Origin of the sequence: Pseudomonas sp. B21-053, assembly GCF_026016365.1 — a bacterium.
Lineage (GTDB): Bacteria > Pseudomonadota > Gammaproteobacteria > Pseudomonadales > Pseudomonadaceae > Aquipseudomonas > Aquipseudomonas nunensis.
Genome location: NZ_CP087205.1, coordinates 4,203,313 through 4,225,071, shown reverse-complemented (window position 1 = coordinate 4,225,071; position 21,759 = coordinate 4,203,313). Strand labels below are relative to the sequence as shown.

Annotated in this window: 20 protein-coding genes; 8 read left to right on the top strand and 12 right to left on the bottom strand. The window is 60.4% G+C overall.

The window, feature by feature from the left end:
• The first annotated feature begins 49 nt into the window (after nt 1-49).
• Nucleotides 50-1,552, top strand: coding sequence for an aldehyde dehydrogenase family protein (locus tag LOY68_RS18815; protein WP_265039044.1), 1,503 nt, complete (start codon nt 50-52; stop codon nt 1,550-1,552).
• Between the two features lie 60 nt (nt 1,553-1,612).
• A complete protein-coding gene (locus tag LOY68_RS18810; protein WP_265039042.1) occupies nt 1,613-1,903 on the top strand; it encodes a BON domain-containing protein in 291 nt (96 codons plus the stop codon).
• Nucleotides 1,904-1,911: 8 nt separating this feature from the next.
• On the opposite strand, the gene LOY68_RS18805 is transcribed toward LOY68_RS18810, so the two are convergent.
• Entirely contained in the window at nt 1,912-2,808 is an 897-nt protein-coding gene (locus LOY68_RS18805; protein ID WP_265039040.1) for a DMT family transporter, read from the bottom strand.
• Between the two features lie 87 nt (nt 2,809-2,895).
• Between LOY68_RS18805 and LOY68_RS18800 the strand changes: the two genes are divergently transcribed.
• Complete coding sequence (locus LOY68_RS18800; protein ID WP_265039038.1) at nt 2,896-4,227, top strand: PLP-dependent aminotransferase family protein; 1,332 nt, start codon at nt 2,896-2,898, stop codon at nt 4,225-4,227.
• A 3-nt stretch (nt 4,228-4,230) separates the two neighbouring features.
• Here LOY68_RS18800 and LOY68_RS18795 read toward each other — a convergent pair whose 3' ends face one another.
• The 3 genes from LOY68_RS18795 to cynS form a co-directional block, all read right to left on the bottom strand.
• Entirely contained in the window at nt 4,231-4,890 is a 660-nt protein-coding gene (locus LOY68_RS18795) for a carbonic anhydrase (protein ID WP_054614365.1), read from the bottom strand.
• A 34-nt stretch (nt 4,891-4,924) separates the two neighbouring features.
• Nucleotides 4,925-5,161 carry a DUF2790 domain-containing protein gene (locus tag LOY68_RS18790; protein WP_054050368.1) on the bottom strand — a complete coding sequence of 79 codons (237 nt, stop codon included), beginning with the start codon at nt 5,159-5,161 and terminating at the stop codon, nt 4,925-4,927.
• A 75-nt stretch (nt 5,162-5,236) separates the two neighbouring features.
• Nucleotides 5,237-5,704, bottom strand: a complete 468-nt coding sequence (gene cynS, locus LOY68_RS18785; protein ID WP_054050366.1) for a cyanase — start codon at nt 5,702-5,704, stop codon at nt 5,237-5,239.
• A gap of 124 nt (nt 5,705-5,828) precedes the next feature.
• Here cynS and cynR point away from each other — a divergent pair, with 124 nt between their 5' ends.
• On the top strand, nt 5,829-6,710 hold the full coding sequence (gene cynR / locus LOY68_RS18780) for a transcriptional regulator CynR (protein WP_265039035.1): 882 nt from the start codon (nt 5,829-5,831) through the stop codon (nt 6,708-6,710).
• A gap of 197 nt (nt 6,711-6,907) precedes the next feature.
• Here cynR and LOY68_RS18775 read toward each other — a convergent pair whose 3' ends face one another.
• The 5 genes from LOY68_RS18775 to LOY68_RS18755 form a co-directional block, all read right to left on the bottom strand.
• Nucleotides 6,908-7,237: a hypothetical protein gene (locus LOY68_RS18775; protein ID WP_054050362.1), complete on the bottom strand. Its 330-nt coding sequence runs from the start codon at nt 7,235-7,237 to the stop codon at nt 6,908-6,910.
• 494 nt (nt 7,238-7,731) lie between these two features.
• Nucleotides 7,732-8,250, bottom strand: a complete 519-nt coding sequence (locus tag LOY68_RS18770) for a GNAT family N-acetyltransferase (protein WP_265039034.1) — start codon at nt 8,248-8,250, stop codon at nt 7,732-7,734.
• A 201-nt stretch (nt 8,251-8,451) separates the two neighbouring features.
• The gene (locus LOY68_RS18765) at nt 8,452-9,081 is read right to left on the bottom strand and encodes a glutathione S-transferase family protein (protein WP_163914337.1); all 630 of its coding nucleotides are present in this window, start codon (nt 9,079-9,081) and stop codon (nt 8,452-8,454) included.
• Between the two features lie 78 nt (nt 9,082-9,159).
• Nucleotides 9,160-11,109, bottom strand: coding sequence for a DNA topoisomerase III (locus LOY68_RS18760; protein WP_265039032.1), 1,950 nt, complete (start codon nt 11,107-11,109; stop codon nt 9,160-9,162).
• Nucleotides 11,110-11,527: 418 nt separating this feature from the next.
• Nucleotides 11,528-12,427 (bottom strand): AraC family transcriptional regulator, encoded by a 900-nt coding sequence (locus LOY68_RS18755; protein WP_265045807.1) that lies wholly within the window; start codon nt 12,425-12,427, stop codon nt 11,528-11,530.
• A 206-nt stretch (nt 12,428-12,633) separates the two neighbouring features.
• Between LOY68_RS18755 and LOY68_RS18750 the strand changes: the two genes are divergently transcribed.
• From LOY68_RS18750 to LOY68_RS18740, 3 genes are all read left to right on the top strand, one after another.
• On the top strand, nt 12,634-13,467 hold the full coding sequence (locus tag LOY68_RS18750; protein WP_265039031.1) for an oxidoreductase: 834 nt from the start codon (nt 12,634-12,636) through the stop codon (nt 13,465-13,467).
• Between the two features lie 149 nt (nt 13,468-13,616).
• A complete protein-coding gene (locus LOY68_RS18745; RefSeq protein ID WP_265039029.1) occupies nt 13,617-15,026 on the top strand; it encodes a serralysin family metalloprotease in 1,410 nt (469 codons plus the stop codon).
• Nucleotides 15,027-15,292: 266 nt separating this feature from the next.
• Nucleotides 15,293-15,661, top strand: coding sequence for a DUF427 domain-containing protein (locus LOY68_RS18740; protein WP_054052884.1), 369 nt, complete (start codon nt 15,293-15,295; stop codon nt 15,659-15,661).
• Between the two features lie 55 nt (nt 15,662-15,716).
• Here LOY68_RS18740 and lldD read toward each other — a convergent pair whose 3' ends face one another.
• The 3 genes from lldD to LOY68_RS18725 all read right to left on the bottom strand — a co-directional run bounded on the left by lldD (nt 15,717) and on the right by LOY68_RS18725 (nt 20,517).
• Nucleotides 15,717-16,859: an FMN-dependent L-lactate dehydrogenase LldD gene (gene lldD, locus LOY68_RS18735; RefSeq protein ID WP_265039027.1), complete on the bottom strand. Its 1,143-nt coding sequence runs from the start codon at nt 16,857-16,859 to the stop codon at nt 15,717-15,719.
• 228 nt (nt 16,860-17,087) lie between these two features.
• On the bottom strand, nt 17,088-18,710 hold the full coding sequence (locus tag LOY68_RS18730; protein WP_163914347.1) for an MFS transporter: 1,623 nt from the start codon (nt 18,708-18,710) through the stop codon (nt 17,088-17,090).
• A 157-nt stretch (nt 18,711-18,867) separates the two neighbouring features.
• Complete coding sequence (locus tag LOY68_RS18725; RefSeq protein WP_265039025.1) at nt 18,868-20,517, bottom strand: GMC family oxidoreductase; 1,650 nt, start codon at nt 20,515-20,517, stop codon at nt 18,868-18,870.
• Between the two features lie 121 nt (nt 20,518-20,638).
• Between LOY68_RS18725 and LOY68_RS18720 the strand changes: the two genes are divergently transcribed.
• A complete protein-coding gene (locus LOY68_RS18720; protein ID WP_265039024.1) occupies nt 20,639-21,529 on the top strand; it encodes a LysR family transcriptional regulator in 891 nt (296 codons plus the stop codon).
• Nucleotides 21,530-21,759 lie beyond the last annotated feature (230 nt).

The following is a 21,759-nucleotide window of genomic DNA, read 5'->3' as shown; positions in this document are numbered from 1 at the left end:
AATTGCTATACATTTTTCCGCCCGCCCCTCTGCATGGTGAAACCGCTTCATGTCCCTGATGCTCGAACGTCTCGTCGCTGGCACTCCGATCCCTTTCGCTGGTAACCGCGTCACTGTGGTCAGCCCCGAACTGGCGGCGCGCTTCCAGCCCGGTGACCACCTGCTGGTGGAGCAGGTCAGCGGCGAGTTGTTGTTGATTCCGGTGGTGGATCAGCAAGCGGCAGCCGTGGCGATCGAGCGCGCGCAAGCGGCATTCACTGCGATGTCGGCGGTGTCCGATGCGGCCATCAGCGAGTTTTTCGACGTGTTCGCCCAGCGTCTGGAAACCGCCGAAACCTGGGCCTTGATCGAGGCCGCCAACCTGGCCGACATCGAGCGCGCCAAGGCCCGTGGGCGTTCCACCACGCGGTTGCTGGCCGATGAGCGCATGCGCCGCGACATGATCGCCGGCCTGCGAGCCTGGCGTGATGCGCCGGCCACTCGCGGCAAAGTGATCAGCTGCGTCGAGCATGACGGCTGGAAAGTCGAGCAAGTGGTGTCGCCGCTGGGCATCGTCGCTTTCGTCTTCGAAGGTCGGCCGAATGTGTTTGCCGACGCCGCAGGTGTATTGCGCACCGGCAACACCGCCGTGTTGCGGATTGGCAGCGATGCGTTGGGCACCGCGCAAGCCATCGTCAAACATGCCTTGAATCCGGCGCTGGCCGATGCCGGGTTGCCGACTGGCGCGGTGTCGCTGGTAGAGAGCGTCAATCACGCCGCCGGTTGGGCGATGTTCGCTGATCGGCGTCTGTCGCTGGCCGTGGCGCGGGGTTCGGGTCGCGCGGTCAGTCAATTGGGCAGCATCGCCCAACAGGCCGGCACCGCCGTCAGCCTGCACGGCACCGGCGGTGCCTGGTTGATCGCTGATAAAGACGCCGACGCCACGCGATTTGCCGCCGTGGTGCGCAATTCCCTGGACCGCAAAGTCTGCAACACCCTGAACGTCTGCCTGATCCAGCGCGACCGCGCCGCTGAACTGGTGCCGCTGTTTCTCGAGGCCTTGCAACAGGCCGGCACCGCACGCGGCCAGGGCTGCAAATTGCACATTGTCGAAGGCAGCGAATCGTACTTGCCGAGCGAGTGTCAGGGCGCCACGGTCGAGGTCTATCGCGCCGAAGGCTATGTCACCGAAGCCTTGGCAGAACCACTGGCGGAAGCTCAATTGGGCCGCGAGTGGGAATGGGAAGAAACCCCGGAAGTCAGCCTGAAAATCGTCGACGACCTGGATCAGGCGATTGCCCTGTTCAATCGCTACAGCCCGCAGTTCACCGTGTCGCTGATCAGCGAAGAAGCGCTAGCGCATGAACGTTTCTACAACGCGGTGAATGCGCCCTTTGTCGGCAACGGCATCACCCGTTGGGTCGATGGCCAGTACGCGCTGAACAAGCCGGAACTGGGACTTTCGAACTGGGAAAGCGGTCGCCTGTTCGCCCGCAGCGCGATTCTCTCGGGCGACGGCGTATTCACCGTTCGCAGCCGCATGACCCAGGTCGATTTGTCGGTCAAACGCTGAGCCCCCGCGACCGCACTATACTTATCGGGTGTCTGTGTTTGCGTAATGGAGGTTTGCACCATGAAACTTCATTCCTTTGAGCATTACTCCCATGACCTGGCCCTGGCCGCTCGCGACTCGTGGACGACCGCGAGGGTGAAGTCGGCCCTGACCCGGGCCGACCCCAACTTTGGCCTGCACATCCATGTCAAAACCCATGGCGGCGCGGTGGCACTGAGCGGCATGGTCGATACCCATCGCCAATGTGACCAGGCGATTGAAGTGACCCGGTCGGTCCAGGGTGTCGTCGATGTCGAGGCGAGTGCCTTGCGCACTCATGTGTTCAAGCCCGGTAACTTTGACGATCAATGATCTGGCGATCAGCGAGAAAACTTTCGCGCCCCGGCCACACACAGGATCACCGCAACGGTGACCCCCAGCATCCGCAAGCTGACCTGCTCGTGCAGCAGGGTGGCCGCCAGCGCCAGGCCAAAGAACGGTTGCAGCAACTGAAGCTGGCCCACGGCGGCAATCCCGCCTTGGGCCAGTCCGCGATACCAGAACACAAAACCGATCAGCATGCTGAACAGCGACACATACGCCAGGCTCAGCCAGGCCGGGGTGGTGACCGTCGAAAATGAGTTGGGCAACCGATACCAGGTCAGCGCCGCCATTACCGGCAGCGACACCAGCAGTGCCCAGCAAATCACCTGCCAGCCGCCCAGCGTCCGGGACAGTTTCGCCCCTTCGGCATAACCGAGCCCGCAGACCACCACCGCCAGCAGCATCAGCAGATCACCGGTGGGCGAAGCGGTCAGTCCCTGTGAAATGGCAAATCCAATCACCAGCAAACTGCCGAGAATCGAGAACAACCAGAACGCCGGTTTAGGCCGCTCGCCACCGCGTAGCACGCCGAACACGGCGGTCGCCAACGGCAGCAGACCGATGAAGACAATCGAGTGCGCGGACGTCACGTATTGCAGGGCCAGTGCGGTCAGCAGCGGGAACCCGACAACCACGCCCAACGCGACAACGATCAGCGGTACCAGCTGATGCCGGGCAGGGCGTTTTTCCTTGAACAGCCATAGCAGGCACAGCGCGAGAATCCCGGCGATGGTCGCGCGGGCCACGGTCAGGAAAACCGGTTCGAATTCGAGCACCGCTACTCGTGTGGCGGGCAACGAGCCGCTGAAGATCACCACGCCGATCAGTCCATTGATCCAGCCACGGGTGCTGGTTTCCAGCGGCGGGTTATTCAGCTTCGAGGTACGTTCCATGGCGGGTCTCGTCGGGTCGGGTTGCTTTAATCGCATGCTATGACCGAAGATCAAGACAATCAAAAAATTGTCATGGATACATTTCCGATGCCGCGCTCCCGGTACAAGTCGTTGGTCGACACGTTTGCCGCCGATATCCGTTCAGGGCGCTTGCCGCCCGGCACGCGTTTGCCGACGCATCGGCAGTTGGCAACCACGGAAGGTCTGGCGCTGGTCACGGCCAGTCGGGTCTATGCCGAGCTGGAAGCCATGGGCCTGGTCAGTGGCGAAACCGGGCGCGGCACTTTTGTCCGCGAGACTTCACTGCCGCCCAGCCTGGGCGTGCACCAGCCCAGTGTGGTCGCGGGGATGCGCGATCTGAATTTCAACTATCCGGCGTTGCCGGGGCAGGCCGATCTGTTGCGCATGGCCTTGCGTCAGTTGGCGTTGTCCGGGGATCTGGAATCCCATTTGCGCTACCAACCCCACGCCGGGCGTCTGCACGAGCGGGCTTCGGTGGCGCGGCATCTGCTGACACGCGGGCTGAGCGTGACGGCGGAACAAGTGGTGATTGTCAGCGGCGCCCAGCATGGTTTGGCGGTGACGATGATGGCGCTGCTGCAACCCGGCGACGTGATCGCCGCTGATGCGTTGACCTATCCGGGGTTCAAGGTGTTGGCCGAGACGCTACACCTTGAAGTGGTGCCGATTCCCGTGACGGAGACCGGGCCTGATCTCGCAGCGCTGGAAAAACTCTGCCGAAGCCGATCCGTGCGCGCCGTCTACAGCATGCCGACCCTGCATAACCCGTTGGGCTGGGTAATGGCCGCCGATCAGCGCGAGCAACTGGTATCGATTGCGCGAAAACATGATTTGCTGATCATCGAGGACGCGGCCTACGCCTTCCTGGCAGAAGCGCCGCCACCACCGCTGGCGGAATGGGCGCCCGAAAGAACGGTCTACGTTTCCGGATTATCCAAGAGCATCGCCACTGGATTGCGCGTCGGCTTTGTTGCCGCGCCCTTGTCGATGGTGCCGGCGCTGGAGCGCACGATCAGGGCCACCACCTGGAACACTCCTGGCGTGATGACGGCGATTGCCACCGCCTGGCTCGACGATGGCATCGTCACTCTGCTGGAAGCGCAAAAACGCGCGGATGCCCAGGCCCGGCAGGCAGTGGTCGACGAGGTGTTGGCGGGCTTGCACTACGTGCGTCATCCAGCCTCCTACTTTGTCTGGCTGCCGTTGTCGGAAGAAGCCCGGGCGGATCAGATTGCCGTGGCGTTGCTGCATGAGCAGGTGTCGGTGTCGACCGCCGAGCCGTTTGCCACCTCGGTCCATGTCCCCCATGCGATCCGGTTGGCGCTGGGCTCGGTGGACATGGACGCGCTTCGCCAGGCGTTGCGGACAGTGAAGCAGGTGGTCGGGGCTTACTTTTAGCTGTCAGGCGACTTGCGCAGCCTTGGCGTACACCGCGCAGGTGGTCGGGTGCTCGACCAAGGACACGAAGCTGCGGCTGTCCGCATCCAGCGCGTCGATCGAACCGGTCTCGATGTCGTACACCCAGCCGTGCAGGTTTAACTGACCTTTTTCCTGGGCCAGGCGCACGCTTGGGTGAGTCTGGATATTCGCCAGTTGCGCGATCACGTTCTCGCGCACCATCGAACTGACCTTGGCCGCTTCACTGGCGTGAGGCCGCGATTCGTTGATCACTTTGGCCGACTCGGCGTGTTGCAACCAGCCGCTGACGGCGGGCAGGTGATCCATGCATTTACACTTGGCCACGGCGGTCATCGCGCCGCAATCCGAGTGGCCGCAGATCACGATGTCGGTGACGCCCAACACGGCGACCGCATATTCGACCGTGGCCGAGACACCGCCCGGGTGCGGGCTGTAGGAAGGCACGATATTGCCGGCGTTACGGATCACAAACAGTTCACCGGGCTCTTGTTGGGTCAGCAATTCCGGCACGACGCGGCTGTCGGAACAGGTGATGAACAACGTGCCGGGGTGCTGGGTGGTGGCCAAGTGTTTGAACAGGTCGGTGCGTTGTGGAAAGGCTTCTTTCTGGAACTTCAAAAAACCGTCGATGAGCGCTTTCATGGTTGCTTCCTCATAAGTGATGAACGGTGGCGACTCAGTTCGAGCAGCCGGTGCCGAATTCGCTGTACTGCAAAATGTGCGTTACGCCTTTGGAGTCGAGGTAGGTCATCTCCACCGGCGCCGGACCGCAGACATCGGCGACCGGGGTGATATTCACGACCTGAGCGATGTCCAGATCCATGCCGTATTGGTAGGCGACGGCGCTGTCCTGGGCTTGTGCCTGGGTCGCCAGGCCGGCAATCAACGACAGTGCGAACAGAATTTTTTGCATGGGACGTCCTCCAGTCGAAAGTGGTGACCTGTGGAATTTGGGGGAGGCCCGCCGGTTAAGCGGGCCTGTCCTGGTTTAGAAAGGACGCAGTGGCAGGAACTTGCCGTCCAGGGTGATCACGGCGCGGGAGCCGCCTTCCGGGTCTTCGACTTTCTTCATGTCCAGCTTGAAGTTGATCGCGCTGATGATGCCGTCGCCAAATTGCTCATGAACCAGGGCTTTGAGCGTGGTGCCGTAGATCTGGATCATTTCGTGGAAGCGGTAGATGGTCGGGTCGGTCGGCACACCGGCCAGGCTGCCGCGCAGCGGGATGATTTGCAGACGGGCGATGCTGTCGGCGTCCAGCTCCAGCTTGTCGCCGACCACTTTGGCGGCGGCTTCCGGCAGCGGATGCTGGCCGAGCAGGGCGGCGGTGACGTAGGCCAGGCTCAGGCCGGTGCCATCGCTCAGGTCCTGCCAGGACAGGTTTTTGCGCGCCTTGGCATCGAGAATCGAAGTGGTCAGGGCCAGACTCTGATCGTTGTAAGCGTGGGACTGTTGCATGGTGTGACTCCTTTATCGGATTGGGTTGTTGCTGTGTGTGGAGCAATCTTCTGCCGATTGATCCATAGCGTCCAAGACCGATATACAATGCCGAGCATAAGCACAGCCTATAGATGGTGTTCCGATGCTGCTCCGACATCTGCGTTACCTGATCGCCGTCGCCGACCACGGCGGCTTCACCCGCGCCGCCGAAGCGCTGCACGTCTCCCAGCCGACCCTGTCCCAGCAGATCCGCCAACTGGAGGAAACCCTCGGCGTGAGCCTGTTCGACCGCACCTCACGCACGGTCAAACCCACCGATGCCGGCGAGGCCTACATCGAGTGCGCCCGTCGGGTATTGGTGGAACTGGAAGCGGGCAAGCGTGCGTTGCATGACGTGAAGGACTTGTCCCGCGGCACCTTGCGCCTGGCTATGACGCCGACGTTCATGGCGTACCTGGTGGGGCCGCTGGTGCGCGACTATGTGGCGCGCTTTCCGAATATCCACCTGGAGATTTTCGAGTTGTCCATGGACGACATCGAGGCCGGGTTGGCGGACGACTCATTGGACATCGCCATCGCTTTTACGCCGGTGCGAAACCCCGAGATCGAGTGCATCCCGGCGTTCGTCGAGACGCTGGGGGTGATGGTCGGGCGTGATCATCCGTTGTATGAAAGCCAGGGCGCGCTGGCGCCGAGCGAGGTGGCGCAATTGGAGTTCGCGTTGCTGGCGCCGGAGTTCATTACCCGGTCGTCCATTGACGAATATTTCCGCCAGCAAGGCATCACGCCCAAAGTGGTGATCGAAGTGAACTCGGTGAGCACGCTGCTGGAGGTTATTCGGCACACGGCGGTCGCGACCATTTTGCCGGAGGCGATTGCGACGCAAGATCGCGCGTTGCGCAAGATTGCGGTGACGGGGGAGGCGCCGCAGCGCGGGGCGGCGTTGTTGCGTCGGCGGAATAACTACCACAGCGCGGCGGCGTTGGCGTTTGTGGAGTTGGTGTTGGGCAGCGATTTGTCTTAGTCACCACAAGTCCCATGTGGGAGCGGGCTTGCTCGCGAAGGCGGTGTGTCAGTCGACATAAATGCTGACTGGCACGACGCCTTCGCGAGCAAGCCCGCTCCCACAGGGATCTGGAGTGTTTATTCGTCTTGTGTGAAAACCCAGGCATAAAAAAGGGCCTGCTTCTTGATGGAAGCAGGCCCTTTTTTCAATGTTGCTTAGTAGAACCGATCAATCACCCGAACTTCGTTCTGGTTCTGCATCGATGCCCACGCCTGTTTCAGAGTTTGCAGAACATTACCGATGAAGTCCTTGTCGGCGGCGGCTTTCTTGCCGACATAACCCTGGCCGCGACGGTACATCTTCAGGCGGGCCAGCAGGTTCTGGTTGTTCTTGTCGAACTCTTCTTCGTGAGCATGCGGCGACAGGCAGTCCATGTGCACCTGGCCCGACTTGCTGATCCAGAGGATATGGCTGTCGTGGCTGTCTTTTTGCGCAGCGAACATACGAGCCAGTTCATCGATAGTGGTTTGATTGTTCAGATTCATATTAAGCCCCTTGACCATTTGGTGATCTTTCAAAGTTGATTCGCTAATACAGGTAGCCCATCGGTTAGTTGATCCCTGGCACCGAAACCAGGACGTCAGCGGTCAGCCGTCAAATTGACGGGGTCTCGCGTCTGCTGCATGTAGTCGTGTTGAATAACTGCTACGCAATAGCGTCACAACGAAGAGAAGCGGCGAAAACCTGGAGGCCACTGCCGACGTTTTCAGGGTCGGCCACAAGCTTCATGAGAACATTTCGCCAGCGCTTCTCGTCTTTGTACTGGACGTTCGGGCCAGGTCAGCTTCTTCAATCTGCCTTGTGGGCAGCGTGTATCCGGGAAAAACAGCTCGGCGGTCAGACGAGCTTGCTCAAACATGTTGCCTGTACTCCCGATCGGGGAGACGTCTGCATCATGCAAGGGCAAATCGACGGCGTCAACGGTTATGTAGTGATTAATTTTAGTCACTACATATTGTCGGACAAAGTGCTTTTGGAATTAGGAAGGGTCGCCCGGAGGGCTGTGGCGGGGGCTTGTGAAGCAGTAGGACGTGCACGGATAGCCGTCCACCTCGAGTTGATGCGTTGTGAATTCTCCCAGGGTAAGAACCGGGATCACATGCGCCCAGAACCGCTGTGCAGGCTGGTTCGCATCGATGTGGAAAATTTGCCACTGACCGGGCAATCGGCTCAAGAGGGCAGAGACGACAAACTTCGCGACACCTTGGCCACGAAAGCGTCGGCTGACAAAAAAGTAGCCGATGTTGTGCTCGGCGCCGGCAACGTGGATGTCACCGTCGACGGTCACAAACCCGGCCAGTTCGCCATCGACCTTGATCAAGAACGGTCGCGTGGCCGGTTGCTGCCAGTAGTCCGGTTTAGGCTGGATGTTGAATAAACCCTGCTCGCCCAGTTTCAACGGCAACCATTCGCTGAAGTCGTACACGTAGAACTGCATCAGGTTTTCAATGGTTTCCAGCTCATCGCGATGGGCGGCATGCAATTCGATTCGAGACATGGCGGGAGCGCTCTGGTAGGCCTGATAGTTGTAGCAGCTGCCGAGGCACGAGGCTGCGTTCGGCTGCGAAGCAGTCGTAAAACCTGAGCTCGTGGTCTTCCTCAAGCTCCGCGTCGGCTGATTACACGACTGCTGCGCAGCCGAACGCAGCCTCGTGCCTCGGCAGCTGCTACAGAGCCGGGCGCAGGCGGCTACAGATTCTCAGTGGGGCGCGAAGTCGTACTTGCCGCCTGTTTTCAAAGCGGCGGCGTAGGCTGGGCGCGCCTGGAAGCGTTCAACCCAGGCGGCGATATGAGGATAGTCACGCAACTTGCCCTGAGCCCTGGCGATCTCGCCGATAAAGCTCATCTGGATATCAGCGGCGCTGAATTCATCGCCCAGCAGGTAATCGGACTGGCTGAGTGCGGTGTCGAGGTAGCTCAGGTAATTGGCCACTTCCGAGTTGATTCGCGGATGCAGCGGCGCACCGGCTTCACCGAGCTTGCCCACATACAGATTCAACATCAGCGGCAGCATCGCCGAGCCTTCGGCGAAGTGCAGCCACTGCACGTATTGATCGTAGGCGGCGGTGGATGGATCAGGTTGCAGGCGACCCTGGCCGTGACGACGAATCAGGTAGTCGATGATCGCGGCGGACTCGATCAGCTTCTGCGCACCATCCTCGATCACCGGCGACTTGCCCAAGGCGTCGATGGCTTTCAATTCCGGTGGCGCGAGGTTGGTTTTCGGGTCGCGCTGATAGAGCTTCAGTTCGTAGGGGATGGCCAGTTCTTCCAGCAGCCAGAGAATGCGCTGGGAGCGGGAGTTGTTCAGGTGATGGACGATGATCATGGTCGGGGCCTTTTCAGAAAGTGGGGCGATCGCCGGGCTTGAGCAACACTAGACCATTCGGGACTTCATGAAGTGCCATCAAGCTTTACTCGCCGGTTTGGCGGCGCGTTTAGTGCCGGTCGCGGGCTTGCGCGGGGCGGACTTGCGTTTTTTCTTCCACGGTGTGGCGCCGCGACCGGCCGGGCTCGCCGGTCCACTGATGGTCATGCTCAGGCCCGCACAACGGGCGACTTGCTTGCTCATCCACGCGGCTTGTTTGGTGACGAATTCTTCCAGGCTCATTTCGCCGCTTTGCACCATGTCCAACGCCTGTTCCCAGATTGCGGTGGTGCCGGGGTCGGCGATGGCTCGCGGCACGGCATCGATAAGGCTGAACGCGGCCGGCGTCGCGGCGAGGGCCTTGCCATTCTTCACCAGATAACCCCGGTCGAGCAGGCCCTGGATGATCGAGGCGCGGGTCGCTTCGGTGCCGATCCCGGTGGTGTCCTTGAGCTTTTGCTTGAGCAGCGGGTCTTCCACCAGTTTGGCGACGTTCTTCATTGCCTTGATCAGATCGCCTTCGGTGAACGGCTTGGGCGGTTGGGTCCAGAGGTCCTTGAGCTTGACGTCGGCCACCGCGCAATCGCGTCCTTCGGCCAGCGCCGGCAAGGTTTGTGGCGCTGGCGCTTCACGTCCCTTGGCCGGTGCCAACGCTTCGGGCAGGGCACGCTTCCAGCCGGGTTCGACAATCTGCTTGCCCACCGCGCGCAAGGCTTCACCGGCGCAGTCGAAGTCGGCCTGGGTACGGTCGTATTCATGGTTGGGCAGGAACTGCGCCAGATAACGCGCACGAATCAGGGTATAGACCGCCCGTTGTTTGCCCACCAGCCGCTCGAGGTTTTTTGCTGCTGCGGTGGGGATGATGCCGTGGTGAGCGCTGACCTTGGCATCGTTCCAGGCCCGTGAGCGCCGCTGCGGCTCCAGGTGCTCGTTCAAGGCGTTCAGACTTAGGTCGGCCTGACGTAGCGCTGCGAGAATGCCCGGGGCTTCGCTGTGCTGGCTCAGGGGCAGGTAGCCGCAATCGCTGCGCGGGTAGGTGATGACTTTGTGGGTTTCGTAGAGGGCCTGGGCGATATCGAGGGTTTCCTGGGCGCCGAGCCCGAGTTTCTTCGAACAGACTTCCTGCAAGGTACCCAGGTCGAACGGCAGCGGCGCGATTTCACGCATGCGTTCGGTGCGCAGCTTGATCACCCGGGCGCTCGTCGCACTGCTCATTGCCGCCGCCGCTTGTTGCGCCAGGGCCTGATTCAAACAGCGATCCTGATCATCACAAACATCGGACGCGGCGCGCCACTGGGCGGTGAACGCCGTGCCATCGTGCAGCAGTTGCACATCGATAGCCCAATAGGCGACCGGGACGAAATCGGCAATGCTGCGATCCCGATCCACCACCAGTCGCAAGGTCGGTGTTTGCACGCGCCCCACCGGCAACACCCCTTGGTAACCGGACTGGCGCCCAAGCAAGGTGAACAACCGGCTCATGTTCATCCCGATCAGCCAGTCGGCTCGCGAGCGGCCCAGCGCCGAATGGTAGAGGCTGAACGTCTCGGCTCCCGGCTTGAGCGCCGCCAGAGCCTTGCGGATCGAGGCATCGTCCAGCGCCGACAACCACAACCGCCGGATCGGTCCGCGATAACGGCAATGCTCCACCAGTTCCCGGGCGATCATCTCGCCTTCGCGGTCGGCATCGGTGGCGATCACCAGTTCAGTGGCCTCGCCGAGCAAGCGCTTCACCGCTTTGTATTGGCTGGCGGTGCGCGGCTTGACGGTCATCTTCCATTTGTCGGGAATGATCGGAAGATCTGCCAGCACCCAGCGCTTGTAACGCGCGTCGTAGGCATCCGGCGGAGCGGTTTCCAGCAGATGGCCGATGCACCAGGTCACCGTGACGTTCGTTCCCAACCAGCAACCGTCGCCCCGGCGCTTGGCGCCGAGCACTGCCGCGATGTCTTTGGCCTGGGAAGGTTTTTCACAGAGGTACAGCTGCATAACCACCATCGTTCAAGTCGGTTTGAAGAAGGTGAACAGAATGCGCAGGGATTTTGATTGGAGCAACCTTTATCTGTATGGATATACAGATAAAAGGTTGCGGATGATGACTGACGATCAGGCCCGGTCCGCTGCTTTTCCTTCTTCCAGTAGCGTCAGCAGCCTAAACAGACTGCTTGCTCATTTTAGATAGCCACATGGTTTGAGGCTGTTGGAGTTCGGCTGTCTTCTGATCGGTCTTCAAAATGCAAGACATCAAGACAGTTGCTCCCACAAGGGAATTGTGGCGGTTCACAAATCCCTGATTCACCCCAGGACAACTGTGGGAGCGGGCTTGCTCGCGAAAGCGGTATGCATGGCGAATCTGATGTTGAATGTGCCGGCCTCTCCGCGAGCAGGCTCGCTCCCACAATGAATCTCAATGCGACGACACAAACACCGAATCCTGCACCGGCGGCGGCAGCGCAAACGCGCCTTTCATCCGCGCCACTTCGTCGGTCGGCGTCCGGCCAAATAACCTTTTGAACTCGCGACTGAACTGCGAGCCGCTTTCATAACCGACTTCGGAGGCCGCCAGCGCCACGCTGTAACCGTTGCGCGCCATCAACAGCCGGGCCTGGTGCAGGCGGGTGGATTTCAGATACTGCATCGGCGAGGTGTGGGTGATGGCTTTGAAGTGCGCGTGAAAGGTCGGCACGCTCATGTTCGCCTCCGAGGCCAGTTGTTCGACGTCGAGTCGTTCGCCAAGGCTGCCGTGGATTTTTCGCAAGGCCAGGGAGATCCGGCCGAAGCGGCCTCGGGCGGTGAGGGCGGCGCGCATCGAGCCGCCTTGGGCGCCGGTGAGGATTCGGTAATAGATTTCCCGCACCAGCGACGGCCCGAGAATGCGGCCATCCAGCGGCGAGTCGAGGGCTTCCAGCAGACGCAACACCGATTGGCTCAAACACGCTTCCATCGGCGAGGCGTACATGCCCTTGGGCTTGGCAGTGGGCTGGTCGTCGAGTTGCAGCATCAGGTCGGCGGCGAGGTTGAAGTCCAGATGGAAATAGATCGCCAGCAATGGCTCCTCGGCGCTGGCGTCGGTTTCCATGGTGAACGGCACGGGCACGGCAACCGCCAGATAATGCTGGGCATCGTAGAGGTAAGTCGCATCGCCCCAATACCCGCGTTTGCTGCCCTGACAGACGATGACGATGCCCGGATCGTAGAGCACCGGCGTACGTGCCAGCGGACGGTTGCAGCGCAACAAGCGGACATCCGGCAGTGCCGTCAGGTTGTAACCCTCGTCCGGGGCGAGCTTCGTCAGCAACGTGATCATTCGTTGCTGGTCATCGTTTTGATCAACCTTTGCCGCGCTCACATTTATTCCTCGTGCGATATCACTGGCTCGAATGTGAACCGCCGTACGCGGTAAATCAATCAGATCATAGGATTAGGCAAAACACCCACAGTAATCGGCGTTCAGCCATCAAGGCGGCCTCCCTATCATGGCTACAACTTCACAATCCACGGCGGAACACGACCATGACGACAACCAAAACGCTTTTCATCACCGGCGTCAGCAGTGGCTTTGGCCAGGCCCTGGCCAACGAAGCCCTGGCCGCAGGACACCGGGTAATCGGCACCGTGCGCAGCGAAACGTCCCGTGTCGAGTTTGAACAGCACCTCTCGAAAAACGCCTTCGGCCGCTGCCTGGACGTCACCGACTTCAGCGCCATCGACGCCGTCGTCGCCGAGGTCGAAAGCACCCTCGGGCCGGTGGATGTATTGGTCAACAACGCCGGTTACGGCCATGAAGGAATTTTCGAGGAATCGTCGCTGGAAGAGATGCGCCAGCAGTTCGACGTCAACGTGTTCGGCGCGGTGGCCGTGACCAAGGCGTTCGTGCCGTTCTTCCGCCAGCGCCGGGCCGGGCACATCATCAACATCACCTCCATGGGCGGCTTTATCACCATGCCCGGCATCGCCTATTACTGCGGCAGCAAATTTGCCCTGGAAGGCATTTCCGACACCTTGAGCAAGGAACTCAAACCGTTCGGCATCGCGGTCACGGCGGTGGCGCCGGGCTCGTTTCGCACTGACTGGGCCGGGCGCTCAATGCGCCGCTCCGAACGCAGCATCGCCGACTATGACGCCACCTTCGACCCGATCCGCAGCGCACGCCAGAACAAGAGCGGCAAGCAATTGGGCGACCCGGTGAAAGCTGCACGCGCCATGCTGACCTTGATCGCCAGCGACGCACCGCCCGCACATTTGTTGCTGGGCAGCGATGCGCTGCAACTGGTGCGCGAACGGTTGGCGGCCATGACGCAAGAGATCGAGGCGTGGGAGGCAGTGTCGCGATCCACCGATGGTTGAACCGCAGCGCTATCGAGAAATTGATTAGCGCCACGTTTCAAGCTGTGTCAGTTTCCCCTCGCCTTTATTGGGGCGAGTGACAGGACGATCTCGCCAAGGGATCGTCGTGGTCTGTCGGAAACTGACTACTTTGAACAAGGACGTAAGCAATGTCTCAAGCAAAATCCCGGGCCAGTGACGCCTACTCGACAGTCGACACCTTCAGCCACTTGTACGACCGTGGCGGCAGCGTTTTGGTGAACGGCAAGCCATCCTTCACCGCTGATCAGGCGGCGGATCAGATCCTGCGCAAGGGCGCGTCCTGGCACGACCAGAATGCCGACGGCAAGATCGACCTCAGCTACACCTTCCTCACCTCGAAACCGGCGAACTACGACCGCGCCCTCGGCACGTTCAGCGAATTCAGCGCCCAGCAAAAATCCCAGGCCGTATTGTCGATGCAATCCTGGTCGGACGTGGCCAACGTCACCTTCCGCGAAGGTGCTGGCGGCGACGGTCACATGACCTTCGGCAACTACAGCAACAACACCGGCGGCGCGGCGTTCGCCTACCTGCCTCAGGGCAGTCAGTACGACGGCCAGTCCTGGTACATGATCAACGATCAATACCAGGTCAATAAAACCCCGGACACCAACAACTACGGGCGCCAGACCCTGACCCACGAGATCGGCCACACTCTGGGTCTGTCGCACCCTGGCGTGTACAACGCCGGCAACGGCAACCCGACCTACAACGACGTGACCTACGCCCAGGACACCCGTGGCTACAGCCTCATGAGCTACTGGAGCGAAAGCAACACGCACCAGAATTTCAGCAAGGACGGCAGCGGTGCCTATGCTTCGGCCCCGTTGCTGGACGACATCGTTGCGGTGCAGAAACTCTACGGCGCCAACCTGGACACCCGCGCCAGTGACACGGTCTACGGCTTCAACGCCAACGCCGAACGCGACTTCTACAGCGCTACTTCGGCGGCGTCGAAAGTGGTGTTTTCGGTGTGGGACGGCGGTGGCAACGACACCCTGGACTTCTCCGGTTTCAGCCAGAACCAGAAGATCAACCTCAACGCAGGTTCGTTCTCCGACGTTGGCGGTCTTGTGGGCAACGTCTCCATCGCGCACGGCGTGACCGTGGAAAACGCGGTTGGCGGTTCGGGCAATGACCTGCTGATCGGCAACGCGGTGGCGAACAGTCTGGAAGGCGGGGCCGGTAACGACATCCTCTACGGCGCCGGTGGCGGTGATTCGTTGTGGGGCGGGGCGGGTGCGGACACTTTTGTGTTTGGCGCGGCCAGCGATTCGACCATGACTGCGCCGGACTGGATCATGGATTTCACCAGCGGCCAGGACAAGATTGACCTGTCGGGGATTGCTGAGTTTGCTTCGGGCGCGGCGACGTTGAATTTCGTGGGCGATTTTACCGGGCATGCGGGCGATGCGATCCTGACGTACTTCGCGCAGACCAATCAGACCAGTTTGATGGTGGATTTGACCGGGCATGGCGCGGTGGATTTTGCGGTGGGGACGGTGGGGCAGGCGGCGGTGACGGATATCGTGGCTTGATGTAAGCAAGATCAAAGAAAGATCAAAAGATCGCAGCCTTCGGCAGCTCCTACAGGGTCACGCGTACACCTGTAGGAGCTGGCGAAGCCTGCGATCTTTTGATTTTGTAGTTCCGTTCGGCTGCGAAGCAGTCGCGTCAGCCAAACATGCGTTATACCTGACAGTCGTGGTCACAGATTTTTGAGGGCTGCCGCGCACCGCGTTTTCGTTCATCGCGAGCAAGCTTTGCTCCTACTGGTCCATCACCGTCATGAGGAACGTATTCCATGAAAAGCTCCGGTCCCAGTCCTGTCATCACCATCGCCGAGCAACCCGGTTGCCTGCTGGTGAAGTTCCACGGTATCCAGGTGGCCGCCTCCGCCCGGTCGCTGGTGCTGCTTGAGGCCAACTACCCTCCGGTGTATTACGTCCCGCGCGAAGACATCGACGAAAAGTATTTCGCCCGCACCGATCACACCAGCTATTGCCCCTACAAGGGCGATGCCAGTTATTTCAGTTTGCAGATTCCGGGGCATGAAGGCGCCAACGCGGTATGGAGTTATGAAAACCCCAAGGTGTCTGTGGAGCAGATTCGTAACTATGTAGCGTTCTATCCCGATCAGGTGAAGTTCGAGATCATCGAAAACTTTGAGTGATTGCGGTGCTGAGCTGTGGCGAGGGAGCTCGCCACAGGGTCAGTGTCGAAGCTCGTTACCGGGTAGCAGCCACCAACGTCGACTCATCAATCTGCCCAATCGACGTCACCCCGGTCAACGTCATGGCCACGCGCATTTCCTTGGCGAAAATATCCAGCATGTTTTCCACCCCACGCTGACCATCGGCCGCCAGCGCATAAGCCATGGACCGCCCCAACAGCACGCCTTTCGCCCCCAGCGCCAGCATCCGCACCACATCCAGCCCCGAGCGAATCCCCGAGTCCACCAGCACCGTCAGGTCATTGCCCACGGCCTGCATGATCGGCGGCAACGCCTTGGTCGTCGACAGCACGCCATCCAGCTGCCGCCCACCGTGGTTCGACACCACGATGCCATCCGCACCGAAGCTCACCGCATCCTTGGCATCCTGCGGATCAAGAATGCCTTTGATGATCATCGGGCCTTTCCAGAACTCACGAATCCACTCCAGATCGCTCCAGCTGATCGACGGGTCGAAGTTATTGGCCAGCCAGCCCATGTAGTCTTCGAGGGTGACGGCTTTGCCCAGGTACTTCGAGATATTGCCCAGATCGTGCGGGCGTCCCATTAAGCCGACGTTGAACGCCCAATCGGGTTTGGTCATGGCCTGGAGCATGCGCCGCGACGAAGCGAACGGGCCGGACATGCCCGAATGCGCGTCCCGGTAACGCGCGCCAGGGGTGGGCATGTCCACGGTAAACACCAGGTTTTTCACCCCGGCAGCTTTGGCCCGCTCCAGGGCGTTTTTCATGAAGCCCCGGTCTTTCAACACGTACAGCTGAAACCAGATCGATTGCTGGCTGTGGGCCGTGACTTCCTCGATCGAGCATACCGACACCGTGGACAGGCACAGCGGAATGCCTTTGTTCTCCGCTGCTTTCACTGCCTGCACTTCACCACGCCGGGCGAACATGCCCGTCAGGCCGACCGGCGCCAGAATGATCGGCATGGAAAGCGGTTGATCGAAGAGGGTGGTTTCGAGGCTCAGGGTTTCGACGTTTTTCAGAATGCGCTGACGCAGGCTGATGCCGGTCAGGTCGGCACTGTTGGCCCGCAACGTATGCTCGGCGTAAGCGCCGCCATCAATGTAATCGAACAGAAATCGGGGAAGTTTGCGACGTGCCGCCTCGCGATAGTCGGATGCAGATGAAATGATCATGGTGCCTCGGTCTGTGGAGTGGCGGGGCTGAAGTGTTCATCGAGCTTAACGAAATACCAGGGGTTACGGGAAATGCCGATCAGGCACAAAACTTGTGGGAGCGAGCTTGCTCGCGATAGCGGACTGGCAGGCGCCACACCTGCTGAGTGTTGAACCGCTATCGCGAGCAAGCTCGCTCCCACAGGATTGTGGAAACCCGCATTACCGGGTAATTTTTGCCACGGATATTCAGTTTTTATCGAGATCCACGTTCTTCGTTTCGCGCAAGCAGATCAACCCCACAATCAGACTCACCCCGGTAATCACCACCGGGTACCACAGCCCATAAAAAATGTCCCCGGTGTACACCACCAACGCAAACGACACCGTCGGCAGGAACCCGCCGAACCAGCCGTTGCCGATGTGGTAGGGCAGGGACATCGAGGTGTAGCGGATGCGCGTCGGGAACAGTTCGACCATCAGCGCGGCCAGCGGGCCGTAGCACATGGCGGAAATGATGATCAGCGCCACGATCAGCGCAACGATCATTGGTTTGTTGATCAACTGGGTATCGGCCTGGGACGGATAACCCGCCAAAGTGATCGCGCCGCGCAGGGCGGATTCGTCGTAGCCATCGATTTTCACGTCACCGACGCTGACCTGCACAGCCGCGCCTGCCGGGGCTGCGGCGCTGGTGTAAGGCAGGCCTTGTTTGACCAGGAAGGTCTTGACCTTGTCGCACGGGCTATCAAATTTCGCCTTGCCCACCGGGTCGAACTGGAAGGTGCAGGTGGCCGGGTCGGCCAGGACGGTGATCGGCGCCTGTTGGCTGGCCTGGTCCACGGCCGGGTTGGCGTAGTGAGCCAGGCTCTTGAAGATCGGGAAGTACAGCGCGGTGGCCAGCAGCAGGCCGATCATCAACACCGGTTTGCGCCCGACCTTGTCCGACAGCCAGCCGAAAAAGATGAAGAACGGCGCACCAATAATCACGCTGACAATCAGCAAACTATTCGCCAGGGCCGGGTCCATTTTCAGGAACTGTGTGAGGAAGAACAGCACGTAGAACTGCGCGGCGTAGAACGTCACCGCTTGCCCGGCGTTGATGCTGAACAGGGCGATCAACACGACTTTGAGGTTTTCCCATTTGCCGAAGGAATCGCGCAGCGGTTGCTTGCACAGCTTGCCTTCCTCTTTCATTTTCACGAAGGCCGGCGACTCGTGCAGGCTCAAGCGAATCCAGGTCGAAATGCCCAGCAGCACGATGGAAAACAGAAACGGAATGCGCCAGCCCCAGACTTCAAACTGGTCGCCGGTGAAGTAGCGGCAACCGAGCACCACCAGCAACGACAGCAGCAACCCGAGGGTCGCGGTGGATTGAATCCAGCTGGTGTGGAAACCGCGTTTGCCCATCGGCGCGTGCTCTGCCACGTAGGTTGCGGCGCCGCCGTACTCGCCACCGAGGGCCAGGCCCTGGAGCATGCGCAACACCACGAGAATGATCGGCGCGGCGATGCCGATGGTGGCGTAGGTCGGCAGCAACCCGACACAGAACGTCGCGAGACCCATCAGGACAATGGTCGCGAGGAACGTGTATTTACGCCCGATCATGTCCCCCAACCGACCGAACACCAGCGCACCGAACGGCCGCACGATGAAGCCTGCGGCAAATGCCATGAGCGCGAAGATAAACGCGGTCGTGTCGTTGACCCCGGCGAAGAACTGCTTGCTGATCACCGCCGCGAGGGCGCCGTAGAGGAAAAAGTCATACCACTCGAACACCGTCCCCAGGGACGAAGCGAAGATGACTTTCTTGGTGCCGCTGCTGACGCCCGCGCTGCGCGTGGCTTCCAGGGGCTGAACGTGTTCTGACATATCGGTATCCCTCACAGTGATTGTTTTTGTTGTTCCACTGTCGGCACCGGCCTTGTGGGCGGATGCCGCGTTTATCCATAAAGCGGGGTGTACTTCGATCTTGTGGGAGCGAGCTTGCTCGCGATAGCGGTGGGTCAGCCAACATTGATTTTGTATGTCACACCGTCATCGCGAGCAAGCTCGCTCCCACAGGGTTAGTGGCAACAGTCGGGTTGAGCATCAACTGCGCAGCCTTCTCGGCAATCATCAGCGTAGGCGAACACGTGTTGCCCGAGGTAATACGCGGCATGATCGACGCATCGGCAATGCGCAGCCCCGGAATGCCATGCACGTTAAGCTGCGCATCCACCACCGCGTCCGCATCATTGCCCATCCGGCAAGTACCCACCGGATGGAAAATCGTCGTGCCAATCCGCGCAGCCGCTTCGTGCAATTCTTCTTCACTCTGCAAACTGTCACCCGGCAAATACTCGACCGGTTTAAACGCTGCCAGTGCCGGCGCAGCAACAATGCGCCGGGTCAGGCGAATGGCGTCCGCCGCCACCCGCAAATCCTCGGGATGGCTCAAATAGTTAGGCTGAATAAACGGCGCTTCCTGCGGATCGGCACTGCGAATTTCAATGCGCCCACGGCTCTGCGGCCGCAGATCACACACCGACGCCGTGAACGCAGGGAAGGGGTGCAACGGCTCGCCAAAACGCTCCAGCGACAGCGGCTGCACATGGTATTCAAGATTCGCCGAAGCCTGCTCCGGCCCCGACCGCGCAAACGCGCCCAACTGACTCGGCGCCATGGACAGCGGGCCGCTGCGGTCATACAGATAGCGCAGGCCCATGCCCATCTTGCCCCACACCGTGCCGGCGATTTGATTGAGTGTGCGGGCGTTTTCCAGTTTGTAGATCAGCCGCAATTGCAGGTGATCCTGCAGATTGCCGCCCACCCCCAGCAGCTCATGCACCACGCCAATCCCCAAGCGTTGCAGCAGTGGACGCGGGCCGATTCCGGAGCGTTGCAGGATGCTCGGCGAACCCACCGAGCCGGCGCACAGTACGATTTCCTTGCGGGCCTTGAAGGTTTTCGCCTGGCCTTGCCAACGGGTGAGGACCGCAGAGGCGCGGCCGTTTTCCAGCAACACACGGTCCACTTCAACTTCAGTCAACACCGTGAGATTGGCGCGATGACGGATTGGTTTGAGAAACGCCTTGGCTGCATTCCAGCGAATCCCGGCCTTCTGATTCACCTGAAAGTAGCCGCAACCTTCGTTGTCGCCCTGGTTGAAGTCGTCAATGCTGGCGATACCGCTTTGTTCGGCGGCGCTGCGAAACGCATCCAGAATCGGCCAAGACAACCGCTGACGCTCGACCCGCCATTCTCCAGCGGCGCCGTGAAATTCCGAGTCGCCGGCAAAATGGTTTTCGCTTTGTTTGAATAACGGAAACACGTCTTTCCAGGACCAGCCCGGATTGCCGTCCGCCGCCCAGCCGTCGTAGTCGCCGGCCTGGCCGCGCATGTAGATCATGCCGTTGATCGAGGAACAGCCGCCGAGCACTTTGCCCCGTGGGTAGCTCAGCGTTCGGCCTTGCAGACCGGTTTGCGCTTCGGTCTTGAAGCACCAGTCGGTGCGCGGGTTACCGATGCAGAACAGGTAACCCACGGGAATATGAATCCAGGGGTAATTATCGCGGCCGCCGGCTTCGAGCAGCAGCACCCGGTGTTGCGGGTTGGCCGACAATCGATTGGCCAGCAAACACCCGGCTGGCCCGGCGCCGACCACGATGTAATCGAATTCATCCAGGGAGGTCTGCATCCCTTACCTCGTATTGTTTTTGTTGTTGGGCTTCATCCTAGTTGTTAGCTTTCGTATAAAGAATGTTAGTTTTTGCGCAGCCGCTGTGCGTTTTCAGACAGCTTAGCCCTAAGGAAGCCTGATGTTCGATTGGAATGACCTGCGGTTTTTTCTCGAATTGCAACGCAGCGGCCGCTTGCTCACCGCCGCCCGGCGCTTGAACACCACCCACGCCACGGTGGCCCGGCACATCGAGGCCATCGAAAAGAGCCTCGGCACCGCGTTGTTCGTCCAGCACGCCCAAGGCTACCAACTGACCCCGGCCGGCGAGGCGCTGCTCAAACACGCTGAAGCCATGGAAAACGTCGCGCTGCTGGCCCAGGAAGAAATCACCCAATCCACCGCGCCTCTGGGCAAAATCCGCGTCGGCGTCACCGAAGGCCTGGGCATCATGTTCCTCGCCAGCCGCATGAACGGCCTCTTCGAACGCTACCCCGGCCTCGAAGTGGAACTGGTCGCCGTGCCGCGCTTCGTCAGCATCCTCAACCGCGAAGCCGAAATCAGCATCCACCTCGAACGCCCGGCCGCCGACATGCTGGTCACGCGCAAACTCACCGACTATCGCCTGGCGCTCTACGCCAGCCAGGCTTACCTCGACAAGGCACCACCGCTCAACAGCCGCGAAGACCTCGGCCGCCACGCCTGGATCGGCTACGTCGACGACTTGCTGTTCAGCCAGGAACTGATGTTCCTCAACAGCTTCTGCCGCAACCCCCAAGTCGTGTTCCACAGCACCAGCGTCATCGCCCAGCAACAGGCCGCGCGCTCGGGGCTGGGGATCGCGGTGCTGCCGTGTTACATGGCTGCTGATGATCCGCAACTAGTGCCGTTGTTGCCGGAGGAGAGCATTCAGCGCAGCTACTGGATCAGCACGCGGCGGGAGTTGCACAAGTCGGTGCGGCTGCGGGTGTTGTGGGATTACGTGGTGGAGTTGTGTGAGCGCGAGCAGGATTTGCTGCTGGGCCCAACCTGACCGGCGCACCAATCCCCTGTAGGAGCTGTCGAGTGAAACGAGGCTGCGATCTTTTGATCCTGATCCCGCGGCATCATCACAGACACCAAAAGATCGCAGCCTTCGGCAGCTCCTACAGGGGATCGCGTTTCAATCCGGGAGCGTGAGGACATAGCAGGGATTTGCCGGAACCACACTTGGCGTCCACTCTATTTCATGCCGACAAGGAGCGTTATCCGACACTCCGTCGC

Coding starts and splice junctions, on each gene's coding strand:
- LOY68_RS18815 (WP_265039044.1), top strand. CDS start 50: ATGTCCCTGATGCTCGAACGTCTCGTCGCTGGCACTCCGATCCCTTTC.
- LOY68_RS18810 (WP_265039042.1), top strand. CDS start 1,613: ATGAAACTTCATTCCTTTGAGCATTACTCCCATGACCTGGCCCTGGCC.
- LOY68_RS18805 (WP_265039040.1), bottom strand. CDS start 2,808: ATGGAACGTACCTCGAAGCTGAATAACCCGCCGCTGGAAACCAGCACC.
- LOY68_RS18800 (WP_265039038.1), top strand. CDS start 2,896: ATGCCGCGCTCCCGGTACAAGTCGTTGGTCGACACGTTTGCCGCCGAT.
- LOY68_RS18795 (WP_054614365.1), bottom strand. CDS start 4,890: ATGAAAGCGCTCATCGACGGTTTTTTGAAGTTCCAGAAAGAAGCCTTT.
- LOY68_RS18790 (WP_054050368.1), bottom strand. CDS start 5,161: ATGCAAAAAATTCTGTTCGCACTGTCGTTGATTGCCGGCCTGGCGACC.
- cynS (WP_054050366.1), bottom strand. CDS start 5,704: ATGCAACAGTCCCACGCTTACAACGATCAGAGTCTGGCCCTGACCACT.
- cynR (WP_265039035.1), top strand. CDS start 5,829: ATGCTGCTCCGACATCTGCGTTACCTGATCGCCGTCGCCGACCACGGC.
- LOY68_RS18775 (WP_054050362.1), bottom strand. CDS start 7,237: ATGAATCTGAACAATCAAACCACTATCGATGAACTGGCTCGTATGTTC.
- LOY68_RS18770 (WP_265039034.1), bottom strand. CDS start 8,250: ATGTCTCGAATCGAATTGCATGCCGCCCATCGCGATGAGCTGGAAACC.
- LOY68_RS18765 (WP_163914337.1), bottom strand. CDS start 9,081: ATGATCATCGTCCATCACCTGAACAACTCCCGCTCCCAGCGCATTCTC.
- LOY68_RS18760 (WP_265039032.1), bottom strand. CDS start 11,109: ATGCAGCTGTACCTCTGTGAAAAACCTTCCCAGGCCAAAGACATCGCG.
- LOY68_RS18755 (WP_265045807.1), bottom strand. CDS start 12,427: ATGATCACGTTGCTGACGAAGCTCGCCCCGGACGAGGGTTACAACCTG.
- LOY68_RS18750 (WP_265039031.1), top strand. CDS start 12,634: ATGACGACAACCAAAACGCTTTTCATCACCGGCGTCAGCAGTGGCTTT.
- LOY68_RS18745 (WP_265039029.1), top strand. CDS start 13,617: ATGTCTCAAGCAAAATCCCGGGCCAGTGACGCCTACTCGACAGTCGAC.
- LOY68_RS18740 (WP_054052884.1), top strand. CDS start 15,293: ATGAAAAGCTCCGGTCCCAGTCCTGTCATCACCATCGCCGAGCAACCC.
- lldD (WP_265039027.1), bottom strand. CDS start 16,859: ATGATCATTTCATCTGCATCCGACTATCGCGAGGCGGCACGTCGCAAA.
- LOY68_RS18730 (WP_163914347.1), bottom strand. CDS start 18,710: ATGTCAGAACACGTTCAGCCCCTGGAAGCCACGCGCAGCGCGGGCGTC.
- LOY68_RS18725 (WP_265039025.1), bottom strand. CDS start 20,517: ATGCAGACCTCCCTGGATGAATTCGATTACATCGTGGTCGGCGCCGGG.
- LOY68_RS18720 (WP_265039024.1), top strand. CDS start 20,639: ATGTTCGATTGGAATGACCTGCGGTTTTTTCTCGAATTGCAACGCAGC.